Source organism: Endozoicomonas sp. GU-1 (assembly GCF_027366395.1).
Taxonomy (GTDB): Bacteria; Pseudomonadota; Gammaproteobacteria; order Pseudomonadales; family Endozoicomonadaceae; genus Endozoicomonas.
On sequence record NZ_CP114771.1, the window covers coordinates 3841178 to 3853637 of the forward strand.

General features: G+C 49.6%; 11 protein-coding genes and 1 pseudogene. 5 read left to right on the plus strand and 7 right to left on the minus strand.

Annotation, left to right across the window (positions count from 1 at the left end; translation table 11 throughout):
- Positions 1-50: 50 nt before the first annotated feature.
- Entirely contained in the window at positions 51-1400 is a 1350-nt protein-coding gene (locus tag O3276_RS16100) for a TolC family outer membrane protein (protein ID WP_269672241.1), read from the plus strand.
- Between the two features lie 36 nt (positions 1401-1436).
- Here O3276_RS16100 and O3276_RS16105 read toward each other — a convergent pair whose 3' ends face one another.
- Both O3276_RS16105 and O3276_RS16110 read right to left on the minus strand, forming a co-directional pair.
- Positions 1437-1934 carry a hypothetical protein gene (locus O3276_RS16105; protein WP_163370482.1) on the minus strand — a complete coding sequence of 166 codons (498 nt, stop codon included), beginning with the start codon at positions 1932-1934 and terminating at the stop codon, positions 1437-1439.
- 73 nt (positions 1935-2007) lie between these two features.
- Positions 2008-2958 carry a LysR substrate-binding domain-containing protein gene (locus tag O3276_RS16110; protein WP_269672242.1) on the minus strand — a complete coding sequence of 317 codons (951 nt, stop codon included), beginning with the start codon at positions 2956-2958 and terminating at the stop codon, positions 2008-2010.
- Positions 2959-3183: 225 nt separating this feature from the next.
- Here O3276_RS16110 and deoC point away from each other — a divergent pair, with 225 nt between their 5' ends.
- The 4 genes and pseudogenes from deoC (at position 3184) to deoD (ending at position 7756) form a co-directional block, all read left to right on the plus strand.
- Positions 3184-3978 (plus strand): deoxyribose-phosphate aldolase, encoded by a 795-nt coding sequence (gene deoC, locus O3276_RS16115; protein ID WP_269672243.1) that lies wholly within the window; start codon positions 3184-3186, stop codon positions 3976-3978.
- Position 3979: 1 nt separating this feature from the next.
- The gene (gene deoA, locus O3276_RS16120) at positions 3980-5296 is read left to right on the plus strand and encodes a thymidine phosphorylase (RefSeq protein ID WP_269676003.1); all 1317 of its coding nucleotides are present in this window, start codon (positions 3980-3982) and stop codon (positions 5294-5296) included.
- Between the two features lie 264 nt (positions 5297-5560).
- Positions 5561-6795, plus strand: a pseudogene (locus tag O3276_RS16125) (phosphopentomutase).
- Between the two features lie 259 nt (positions 6796-7054).
- Positions 7055-7756 carry a purine-nucleoside phosphorylase gene (gene deoD / locus O3276_RS16130; protein WP_269672244.1) on the plus strand — a complete coding sequence of 234 codons (702 nt, stop codon included), beginning with the start codon at positions 7055-7057 and terminating at the stop codon, positions 7754-7756.
- A 125-nt stretch (positions 7757-7881) separates the two neighbouring features.
- Here deoD and O3276_RS16135 read toward each other — a convergent pair whose 3' ends face one another.
- The 5 genes from O3276_RS16135 to O3276_RS16155 form a co-directional block, all read right to left on the minus strand.
- Positions 7882-8481: an META and DUF4377 domain-containing protein gene (locus O3276_RS16135; RefSeq protein ID WP_269672245.1), complete on the minus strand. Its 600-nt coding sequence runs from the start codon at positions 8479-8481 to the stop codon at positions 7882-7884.
- A gap of 214 nt (positions 8482-8695) precedes the next feature.
- The gene (locus O3276_RS16140) at positions 8696-10033 is read right to left on the minus strand and encodes an OprD family outer membrane porin (RefSeq protein WP_269672246.1); all 1338 of its coding nucleotides are present in this window, start codon (positions 10031-10033) and stop codon (positions 8696-8698) included.
- Between the two features lie 175 nt (positions 10034-10208).
- Complete coding sequence (locus O3276_RS16145; protein WP_269672247.1) at positions 10209-11165, minus strand: bifunctional UDP-sugar hydrolase/5'-nucleotidase; 957 nt, start codon at positions 11163-11165, stop codon at positions 10209-10211.
- 183 nt (positions 11166-11348) lie between these two features.
- Positions 11349-11846, minus strand: coding sequence for an outer membrane protein OmpK (locus tag O3276_RS16150; protein WP_269672248.1), 498 nt, complete (start codon positions 11844-11846; stop codon positions 11349-11351).
- Positions 11827-12258 (minus strand): outer membrane protein OmpK, encoded by a 432-nt coding sequence (locus O3276_RS16155; RefSeq protein WP_269672249.1) that lies wholly within the window; start codon positions 12256-12258, stop codon positions 11827-11829. Before O3276_RS16155 ends, O3276_RS16150 begins: the two co-directional genes overlap by 20 nt.
- Between the last annotated feature and the right edge of the window lie 202 nt (positions 12259-12460).

Below are 12460 nucleotides of genomic sequence, written 5' to 3' on the forward strand. Positions count from 1 at the left end.
CAAAATAGAAACTAACCACAGTTCGAATCAGAAAAAGGAGCGAAAAAAGGATGTTTCCGACGTTTTTAAAAGTATCACTGTTGTCTGCCGCAGTGTTAACCGCCAATACCCGGGCAGATACCCTGCTGGATTCCATCAACCAGACGCTGGCGACCAATCCGGAAATTCTGATCCGTACTACCGAAGCGGATGCCCGTAAGGATGAAATTACCCAGGCTAAGGCCGGGTATCTGCCCAGTGTGGATCTTACGGCTGGGATTGGTTATGAGAACAGCCGTAACAGTACAACGATTGGTGCGTTTAATGCGGGCGATGCTGACAGTAAAGACCAGGACAGAACCCGCCGGGATGCCTCCCTGATTGCACGTCAAATGTTGTTTGATGGTTTTGCGGTTGACAGTGAGGTGGATCGTCAGAAGGCGAGGCAAGCGTCCGCTGCCCAGGAGGTGTGCTCAGTCGCCGGTAATACGGCACTGCAGGTGACCCAGGCCTATATCAATGTCATGCGTCAGCAGTCCATTGTTGAGCTGATGCAGGCCAATTCTGCTGAGCATGAACGTGTTGTTGAACTGATTGAAAAACAGGGGCGCAAAGGCCGCAGTAATGAGGCCGATGTGGCTCAGGCTCAGAGTCGTCTGGTGCTGGCCAGGGCCAATGAGATCAGTGCCGAGTCTGTACTTCGTGATGTAAAAACACAATACCAGCGTCTGGTGGGTAATCTCCCGGCTTCTTATACGTTGCCTGAAGTGCCAGCAGGTACACCGGCTTCTCTGGAGGCAGCGTTAAAGCTGGGCACAGAAATTCATCCGGTGATGAAATTGGCCAGCGCAGATGTGCAGGCGGCCGAAGCTCAATATGAAGCGAGTAAGAGTGCCTTTATGCCCCGCCTGGAGCTGGAGGTGGGGGCCAACTGGGATACCGATGCCAATGGTGGCAAAGGGGATACCTATAGCCATGTAGCTAAACTGAATATGACGTATAACCTCTACAACGGCGGTGGTGATAAGGCTCGCCGCAGCCAGACCAGCAAACTGGTGAATGAGGCGATGGAAGTGCGCAACCGGGCTCGTCGTCAGGTGGAGGAAGAGATTCGTCTGGCCTGGGTGGCGATTGATTATGGATCCCGGCGTTTGCGGCCGCTGGAAGAGCATGTGGTTCAGGCGAGCAAATCCAGAGAGCTTTATGACAAACAGTTCCTGATTGGTAACCGTACGCTCATTGATCTGCTGGACAGTCAGAATGAGTACACATCTGCCCGTCAGAGTGAAATCAATGCCCGTTATGATCTGCTGTTTAACCAGTTCCGCCTGTTGAATAGCACGGGTTCGTTGTTGACGGCAATGGACGCAAGCCTGCCTGTTGAGAATGATTGTGGTGTGAAAGTGGTTGCGGCACGTTAAGTCGGTAGTCAAGGGGGCAAGTGCCCCCATTTGGATTTAACCTTCTCCTTTCAGCTTACGCCTGAGAATGTTGTAAATTTCCTGTTGGTCCCTGCTGTGGACAAACCGAAGTGCTTCTCTCAGCGTTGGCAGACTGCCGGCAATCATCGGACAGTCCAACAGCTTTTCAAGCTTTTCCATATGCTGGATATCCGGGCGTACCTGTTTGACCGGTGTCTCTTTAATCTCGGCAGAACCCATCACCAGCTCGGCAAGACTGATCTGATGCAACAGGCTTTTAATGCTGAGAAGTGCGAAAGCAAGGTGCAGACGTGAATGAGGGAATGGGTTATTGAAGCCGTAGCAGATCATCCGGCTGTACATCTCAATCTGCACCAGTGTGCTCTCATGGCAGCCCAGCGGGTTATCTATACTATCCATACTGTGCAGGCCAACCATATCCTGGCTCAGGTCCTGTATGGTTAACTTCTGCTGACCGAAAAATGGCCTGATCGATTCCATGGCGGTACTCCCCTGCAAGTCAATGTCAGTCATTTATATCATTGATTTTGCAGCAGATTGTCTAACAACTCCGCCAGTATTACTGACTTTTTGCGGGTGACACCATTCAGGGGACGTGATAGCCCATTGGCATCCGTTCATCGTACTGCAGCCAGACTTTATTCAGCCATGCCTCAGAGCCCAGCCAGTCAAGAACCCACTTCAGGCCCTGCCCCATGTTTTCCTGGTTCCAGGCCAGCAGACAGCCGTCGTTATAGTGCAGGTCTGGCACTTCTTTGCGAACCAGCAAGCCTGCTTCGATATAGGGTCTGGCAAAGTGGTTGGGCAGAATAGTGGCCCCCAGTCCTCTTAGCAGGCATTCAATAGCGGCTCTGAAACTGGGTACCAGAAGCACCTGCTGGTTTTCCAGCAGCAGGTTGTAGCCATGACGGAAAAACCGCGAGGTATCCTGGATACAGATGGAGCGGTGCCCCTGAAGCTCTGCCATGGAAAGAGGTTCATTTTGCCCGGCCAGGGGGTGGTTTGGCGCAACCACAAAGTCCCAGGTCATATTACCCATTGAGCGCCAGGCAAAACGATCCTGGTTGAGAATGGCTTCCGGGATATCCTGGGGGGCACCAATCACAATCTGACAGCGGCCATGAAACAGGGAGTCCCAGGAACCGTTATAGACTTCGGTGTTGATCACCAGCTCGGTTTCCGGTCGAACTTCCTGCAGATCATTGACCAGGTCGTAGACCTTGCCCTGATTGACCACGTTATCCAGGGCGATACGCAGCTCCTTCTCCCATCCGGTAGCCAGTTGTCGTGTGCTGTTTTCAAGCTCCTCCAGGTCGGCAAGCAGTTTATCGGTATGTTCGATAAAGTGTACACCGGCAGGTGTCAATTCAACGCGTTTGCTATCACGCAGAAACAGCTGTACGCCCAGGCGGTCTTCCAGTTTCCGAACGGTATAGCTGATTGCTGAGGGCACTTTATGCAGATGCCTGGCGGCCGCCGTAAAGTTACGAAAATGGGCAACTGCCCGAACAATCTGTAGCGTTTCCGTTGGGATCATAGAAGGCGACAATGAGTTGAGTAGATAAGGCTGACAATAATACCTGATCGGCGTTGTTTCTATTCAGAATTTTTCACTACAAATTTCATAAAAGAAAATGGTTTAGATTACTGGTTGGTATACTATTGAATCAGGCTCCACTGGCGAATGAATGGAAGTGAGGCTTCCCGTTCATTGCTACTCTCAACTACCCGTCAATGTCCATTTATCCAGAGGGGTTGCCCCATGACTGATCTTAATGCCCGTAGCCGTCAGGCTGTGCAATTGATGGATCTTACTTCCCTGAATGACGATGATACCCCGGAGAAAATCATTGCTCTGTGCCATCAGGCCCATACCGAAGCCGGAAACACGGCGGCTGTCTGTATCTACCCCCGTTTCATCCCTCTTGCCCGTAAAACACTGAACGCCCTCGGCCTGAACGACGTTGCTATTGCCACGGTCACCAACTTTCCTGCCGGTGATGATGATATTGAAATCGCTGTCGCAGAAACCAGGGCTGCGATTGCCTATGGTGCTGATGAGGTTGACGTGGTATTCCCATACCGGGCGCTGATGGCGGGCAACGAAGAAGTTGGTGCCGAGCTGGTTCGCCGCTGCAAAGATGTTTGCGGTGTTGACGACAGTGGCCAGAAACAAGTCCTGCTGAAAGTGATTATTGAAACCGGTGAGCTAAAGGATCCTGACCTGATTCGTAAGGCCAGCGATATCGCCATTGCAGCCGGTGCTGATTTTATTAAAACCTCGACTGGCAAGGTGCCGGTCAATGCGACACCAGAATCTGCACGGATCATGCTGGAAGCCATCCGCGACAGTGGCAACACACAGGTTGGTTTCAAGCCTGCCGGAGGTATCAGAACCGCAGAAGATGCGGCACTACACCTGGACATGGCGGATGAAATTATGGGCGATGGCTGGGTAAACTCACGTCACTATCGGTTTGGAGCCAGCAGTCTGCTGGGAAATCTGCTGATTGCCCTGGGCCTGAAACAGGGTGAAGCCAGCAAAGAAGGGTATTGATATGTTTCTGCCACAGGAAGTTATTCGACGTAAGCGGGAAGGTGAGGCTCTCAGCGAGCAGGAGATTCGCAGTTTCATTGCCGGTGTCACGGATAACTCGGTGTCGGAGGGCCAGATCGGCGCGCTCGCCATGGCCGTGTACTTTCAGGGGATGAATATTGATGAGCGAATTGCCCTGACCTGTGCCATGCGTGATTCCGGCGAGGTGATGGACTGGTCGTCAGATAATCTCCCGGGCCCCATACTGGATAAACATTCCACCGGCGGTGTTGGCGATGTGGTCAGCCTGATGCTTGGCCCCATGATAGCCGCCTGTGGTGGTTTTGTGCCGATGATTTCAGGCCGTGGTCTTGGGCATACCGGGGGCACGCTGGACAAACTGGACAGTATTCCCGGCTATACGACCAGCGTCTCAGAATTGCTGTTTAGGAAAGTGGTCAGGGAGACCGGTGTTGCGATTGTCGGCCAGACTGGCGAGTTGGCTCCTGCGGACAAACGGATTTATGGTGTTCGTGATGTGACGGCAACGGTTGAATCCATTGCCATGATTACCGCCTCTATTTTGTCGAAAAAACTGGCAGAAGGGCTGGATGCCCTGGTAATGGATGTCAAGGTGGGCAGCGGTGCCTTTATGCCAACTTTCGAGCAGTCGGTGGAGCTGGCGCAGAGTATCGTTCAGGTAGCCAATGGGGCCGGGGTGAAAACAACGGCATTGCTGACGGATATGAACCAGTGCCTTGCCTCTTCTGCCGGCAATGCGGTTGAGGTGCGTGAAGCCGTGCAGTTCCTTACGGGTGAATATCGCAATGACCGTCTGCTGGAAATTACCATGGCGCAATCCGCAGAGCTGCTGGTATCCGGTGGGCTTGCTGCCGGAATTGAGCAAGCCAGGGAAAAGCTGCAGTCAGTACTGGACAATGGTCAGGCGGCTAATGTCTTCGGCAGAATGGTGCACGGTCTTGGTGGTCCGTCGGACTTTGTTGAACGGTACAACCATTACCTGCCCACTGCGGCCATCGTTAAGCCCGTGTATATGGAAGCCGAGGGTTATCTTGCCGCCATGAATACCCGGGAAGTGGGCATGGCCGTGGTGCAGTTGGGTGGAGGTCGAAAAGTTGCTTCTGATACCATTGATTATGGAGTAGGCTTTACGGAAATTTGCCGACTGGGTGACAGGATTGATCCTTCACAGCCCATTGCCATGCTTCATGCCAGTTCAGAAACGTCATGGAACCAGGCGGCAGATATGCTTCGCGGTGCACTCAGTTTTACTGAACAGGTGCCGCCAACCCATTCTCTGGTTTACCAACAGCTTTAAGCTGACAATGCACCTTCTAGGAGGCTGACCGAGAATAGCGCCCGTAGCGAGGATGGCAGAAAATTGAGGATAAAAAGTCGGAAATTTTTAGTGAATAGTGGTTCTATTTGCTAAAAATTTCCGACTTTTTAGACCAATTTGCTGCCACCGCAGTAGGGCAGTCTATTCTCGGTCAGGCTCCTGGTCACGGGTTTGGAAACAAGCCGGAAGGTGCATTTTTATCAACAAATAGCGGTCATAACCATTGCAGGTCAGGAGTAGCGAATGAAACGTGCAATTATCCTTGTTATGGATTCATTCGGTATTGGAGCTACGGAAGACGCTGATAAATTTGGCGATGTTGGCTCCAATACAATTGGACATATTGCCCGGGCTTGTGCCGATGGCGAGGCAGATATTGGTCGACAAGGCCCGTTAACCCTTCCGGAGCTGTCCAGTCTTGGCCTGGTTCATGCGGCAAGGGACGCCTGTGGTGAGTTCCCCAAGGGGATGGTCAATGATATGCCGATTATCGGTGCTTATGGCTATGCCAAAGAACTCTCCAGTGGCAAGGACACACCCAGCGGCCATTGGGAAATGGCAGGTGTTCCGGTGCTGTTTGACTGGGGCTATTTTCGCGATGAGAAAAACAGTTTCCCGCAGGAACTGCTGGATGAGTTGATCGACAAAGCCGAACTTCCGGGGGTTTTGGGTAACTGTCATGCCTCGGGTACCAGCATTCTGGAAGCGCTGGGTGAAGAACACATGAAAACCGGCAAGCCGATTGTCTATACATCGGCCGATAGCGTCTTTCAGATTGCCTGCCATGAAGCAACATTCGGCCTTGATCGTCTGCTTGACGTCTGCAAGATTGCCCGTGAGATTCTTGAACCATACAACATCGGACGTGTGATTGCCCGACCATTCATTGGTGATGATGCAGGGGACTTTCAGCGCACCGGCAACCGTCGGGACTTTTCTGTATTGCCCCCGGCACCCACGGTACTGGATAAGCTGGTAGCCAGTGGCGGCGAAGTGGTCAGTATTGGCAAGATTGCCGATATTTTGCCAATCAGGGGATTACCAGAAAGGTCAAGGCAACGGGTATTCCAGCCCTGTTTGAAGCAACCCGTGAAGCATTGATTGAAGCGGGTGATCGCACCATTATCTTCACCAATTTTGTGGATTTTGACTCCTCGTTCGGGCACCGCCGAGATGTAGCCGGTTACGCCGGTGCACTGGAGCAGCTGGATGCCATGCTGCCGGACCTGTTTTATTATATGAACGACGATGATCTTCTGATTATCGCGGCAGACCATGGTTGTGACCCAACCTGGCCCGGAACGGATCATACCCGTGAACACATTCCTGTTCTGGCATTCAGTAAAAAGTTGATGCCATGTGCCTTGGGTCAGCGGGAAACCTTTGCCGATATTGGTCAGACACTGGCCAGCTATTTTGAGCTTGAGCCTATGGACTACGGCACATCGTTTTTGCCTGAGATCTTCAGGCAGGGCTAAGTTTGGCCATTGCTAGTACATGGTTTCAATGAGCTTGACGGGGTGTCGTGCCTCCGCACTCCGTTCGTCCTGAGCCTGTCGAAAGGCGGAAACTCCGGACTCTGATAGATCGTGCCAAGCATCCTTCGACAAGCTCAGGATGAACGGAGATCGAGTTCAAAATGTCGAAATTAGTTCGGGACAATTCCTTATCCGCGTCAAGGAAACCATTCCTGATGCACTTTGATCGTCGTGTTTTATCGAGAACGAGGATTTAACCGTGACACCTCATATTAATGCCAAGCCCGGTGCCTTTGCTGATGTCTGCCTGATGCCAGGGGATCCTTTGCGGGCCAAACATATCGCCGAAACGTTCCTGGAAGGTGCCGAACAGGTAACGGATGTGCGTAACATGCTGGGCTTTACCGGCACCTACCAGGGTGTCCGGGTGTCTGTTATGGGGTCTGGTATGGGCATTCCTTCGGCGTCTATTTACTACAAGGAGCTGATTACCGAGTTCGGTGTTAAGAGTCTGATCCGCGTCGGTTCCTGTGGGGCTATTTCCAGGGACGTTCAGGTTCGCGACATTGTGATCGGTATGGGGGCCTGTACGGATTCCAAAGTGAATCGCATGCGTTTTCGGGACCACGACTTTTCGGCAATTGCCAATTATGGGCTGCTGGAAAATGCCGTGAATGCTGCCCGTGCCATGAACCTGCCAGTGAAAGTGGGCAACCTGTTCTCTGCGGATCTGTTCTACAACCCGGATGCAACCCTGTTTGATACCATGGAGAAATACGGTGTACTGGGTGTCGAGATGGAAGCGGCTGGCCTGTACGGCGTTTGTGCTGAGTTTGGCGCACAGGGTTTGGCCATCTGTACTGTCAGTGACCATATCCGTACCGGAGAAGCACTGCCACCGGAAGATCGTCAGTTAACGTTCAATGAGATGATTGAAGTTGCGCTGAAGTCCCTGCTGTAATTTCAATGCGTTTGATAGGTCAACCTCCGCTCACCTTGAGCGGAGTGAAAGGGTGGTTGCTTCAGTCTTTATTCAGGGGCTGTGCCTTATCCCTTCGTTCCCATGCTCTGCATGGACATGAGGGATTACTGATTGTCAAACCACTCTTGCTCTACAACCAGGTCCAATATCCATCGTTTGCTGGAGGCGTCAGCTGGCGGGTTTGGAATATCAAATTCTTTGATACGCAGGCGATAGGCAATCCCGGGCGTAAACTCAAAACCTTCGATATCACCGTAAAACAGGGTCCAGGGATCCTCTTTAGACTCACGAATCTGCAAACACTCCATTGGGGCTACGCCAGTACAGGGTGTTTTTTCCGGGGCAACATAAATAAAGCGGGTCACGCCATCTTCCATGTTGGGCTGCTTGTTGAAGACATAGCTGGAAGTATTGGTACTGAGTATCAGTTGATCACCGGACATATGAACCCTGGGTTTCTCACCCAATAGCTGTTTTAAAGCTTCTTCCTTTTCGGCTTCTTCACCATGACACATCATCAGTGTGCTGGCGAGCTGCTCTACGACCAGCCGATCACCATGCATTTTGACCGAACCCATCAGACGGTTGCACCCGGCATGGGCAGCAATGCGATCATCTTTGATATCCAGGGTAATGGGGGTAGGGCTGACTTCCTGCCATCGACCTTCAGGCAGGGTACTACAGGCGGTTAGAAGTACAGACATTACTACAACCCCAAACTGCGCAATTTTCATTGATAACTCCGGCAGGCTACCGATTTAAGACAAAAAAATAACGATAATTATCGCTGATTATAGTGCCTGTCAGCTATCAAAAGAGTATCTGAAAACCCAAAATATTGAATTAAATCAGTAGATAAAAAAGCAGCTCTACAGAGCTAGAGCTGCCTGATAAAACGAATCAGATGGACATAACTGATCAGATAGTAAAGTTGTAGCTTAACCAGGCTCGCAGTTTTTCTGATTCATTCTGACCTGTAGCCTTACGGAATGCCTCATCATTCCTGTAATAGCCATATTCAAGTTTGAATTGCAGGTCTTTCATTCCCCACTGGGAAAAATTGTATTTCATGGTCAGGTCATGCTCGTGCTCGGCAACGTCATGTGCAGTACCATTCAGTTCTTTTGCCTTCATTCCTGATCCATAGACGAAGTTGTAACTCAGTGATAAACCTTCAAGCCCAATATCACTGAAATCATATTCAGCCCCAATCAGCCAGGCTTTCTCTTTATTGAAATTAAAGTCGGATATGTTGGCGGAAGTGGGGACATCCCAGACACCGTGGGTGTTATCACCAAAGTTATAGTTGTAATGGCCTATAGTGTGATAACCATTAGAGTTAGATGCTGTGTTGGCCTTTGTATAATTAAAGGCTGCATTAAATGTCCATGGACCGCTGTTCAGGGTTGCATTCAGATTTCCTAATTCCGCCTTGTTTTCAAATGAGCCATCCCGCTCACTTGCTCCCCAGAGGTCTCCATCCTGTTTGGCATAGAAGTACATCCCTCCAAGAGTCAGCTCTGAACCATCATAAAGGGGCATTTTTAACCAGACATTACCGTTATGAGCCGTTAAATAGTTATCTGCAAGACCATTACGATATTGGAGTTCAAGGCTGTTCTGGTTGGCTAATTCAAAGGTGTAGCCCAGCTGCATGCCCATTACCCAGTCAATTTTATCACCGTCTTCATTCACAATAGGGTGAAAGCCTGACTGAGTTCTTCCGGAAACTTCATTTAACCAGGCAATCTTGCCTTTGAAACCGTCCATTGCAACACTGGCATCCACTCCCTGCCAGGCACTGGGAACTGAACGGGAGCCTGAGATAGTGACCAGACCGGTTTCAAGTAGCTGACGACCAATTTTGACATCGGCAGACAGGCCTTCGTAGCTGTCAGGCAGTTTGAAATCCACCCATATCTGACCGATTTTACCAAAGCCTTCGTTATCAGCATTCAGCAGGTTGCTGGAGGTGGCGTTACCATGCTTCATATCCAGTTTGGCAACCCGGTAGGCCGAGCCTCCAACACTGACAACGTCAGCAAGGTAGCCGGTCTCTGCATTAAGCCATACAGCACCTGTCCATGCACCTTTGTTTATATTGTCAGTGGTATTCTCATCATCGAAAAATAAACTCTGTACTTTGCCATCGATTTTGGCATCACTGATAAATGAATCATAACTGTCACTGGCTATAACAGGCACACTGAAAAGAGCAACAGCATAAGATAATAAATAGGGTTTTAAACGGGTCAAAATAGATACCTGCTTAATCAATGATTGTGATTGAGTAGAGCAAGTATAGATGCTTTATCAAAAGCTGAGAGAAATTAACCGATAGAATAAGATAATGGTGTTTGATTCAGCGGATGTAAAAAATATTTTATTACTATAGTCTCATTAATAACCATGCCTGAATTAAATGGTGTACTCAATAGCCAGGTCCGGATTCTAATTGGCTAATAAGATTGATTTTTAACGAGTTTATTTTCTTTAACTCCCCATTACGAAATTCCAGATCAATTCTTTTAATGGCTGAGCAGCATTCAGATGCATTTAAAGGTGTACCGGTTTCATTCCTATGGTAAGACTCATGGTGGGGTAGGGCACTATTACCTACCAGCAGGTCAATGCCTTCCATTTTGGCTACCGGAAACACTGGCTTACTGCCAGATTTGATCAGTTTTGGGTAATGGATGGCATGAGTGGCAACGATAACGATGTCTGCCTGTCTTCTCAGATAGGGTATCAGCTCCGACGTTGCCAGTGCCGGATCAATCAGTTCAATACCCCGGCGGTACTCTGAAATGACATCATTAACAGCGCCCGGCCTGGTAATCCCCATAACGGCAATGCGCAGACCATCGAAGTCAAACAGGGCATAGGCATCAAACACGGGGCGGCCTGTTTCAGATTCATAAAGGTTGGCGGACAAAAAAGGAAAGTCAGCAGCGGCTTCCTGATTACGGATATTGTTCAGCGGCTCATCAAATAATAATGGGCTCACCGCCATGGCGTTATAGCCCAGCTGGTTCAGCTGTTTCAGGTTCAGGATGTCATCATTGGTGCTGAGTTCTCCTCCGGAGAGTAACAATAATTTCCCGCCATCGGCTTCTACTTCTTTGCGTATTTTATTGATCAGCTCTTGGCGTTGAATCAGTTGATCACCGCTGTTTGACTTTCCATTGTCATATTCGTGGGAAAGCTCACTGGTGTTAAGAATGGTCAGCTTGTAAGTCTTATCATAAATGTAACCGGGTTTCTGGTTTTCCTGTGGGACCCAGAAATAAGCCAATGCAACAAGCACAGAAGCTAATAAGGCATTGATGATCAGTTTCGGCCAGGATTTATGCTGCGTAACTGCTGTACACGCCGGTTTTGACTGCATAAAGATGACTTCCGGGAAGAGTTATCTCCAATATAACATCTGTTCCCTGGTACTTGTGTCTTTATGAGTTAATTATCCTGCAAGTATTCTGTAAGCAATGAATTATCGATTTGAATAGGGATTCTACAAGGCTGGCATCCTTGCCGGGTAAAATGAAAGGAACAGAATTATCAGCAATGGTTATTAAAATTTATAGCTGATCGCAAAGAAATGGCTGGTGCCGCTTGCTTTGGTTTTGGCTCCAAATGCGTTACCTCCATCTTTTATCAGGTAAACATTTGAATACAGTTTTAAACCATAACCCAGTGCAAACTTGTCATAGTGCCAGTAAAGACCATTGAACATTGCCCCACCGCTGGTTGCATGATCCTTGTCAGGATTTTTACTGTTGGGATAGAGAGTCTTGTTCTGTTTACCTCCAAACTGATAATCAAGGTATCCCTGGTAACTGATAAATGAGCCATTCTGAAAGGTATAAAATGGCGTAAACCAGCTAGTGGAAACCTGGTAGCCATTCCACTCTTTTCGATTGAGATCATAAAATCCATACAGGTTGAGCCCCATCTTGCCAAACCAGGGAACCTGTAGGTCGGAGCCAATACCCCAGAATGAGCTGTTAGCATCTTCTCCCGGAATGTTTCTTTCACTGTCAGGGTCGAAGTTAGCGCCACCCCCCACCACCCCAGTTAAACAGGGTAGCCAGGTAAATATCTGTCACCGGCCCCCAGGGCAAGTTATTAAATAACCCTGCCAGTGATAACCGTGGGGCAAACTTCATGAACATTTTGGGTTTGTCTTTCTTATCACTGTTATCCCGATTGGTCAGGTTAAACACATCCACATACCCATACAGATCAAGAATGCCGGAACGCCCACCAAACTCCAACTCCAGATAGTCATGCCCATCATTGGCTTCATCTTCTCTTCGAGGTAGCTCTTTGTAGGCATACATCAGGTTCAGATTCATCCACTTGAAGTCATTACTGAGGGGCGTTCCATCGTTATGGTCTGTGGCCAGGGCGGTGGGAGTAAGCAGGGGAACAAGAGCGGCGACACAGATTAGCCACCATAATTTCAGGCAGTAGCTTTTCACAATCAGACTCCGTTTCAGACTCAACAGTGAGCAGTGACATTGAAGAGGGGAGCCTGTGAAACCTCATGGTACATGGTTTCAACGAGTTTGACGGGTTGCCGTGCCACCGCACTCCGTTCGTCCTGAGCCTGTCGAAGGACCCATAGGGCCTAAAGGCGGAAACTCAGGACTCTGATAGATCGTGCCAAGCACCCTTCGACTC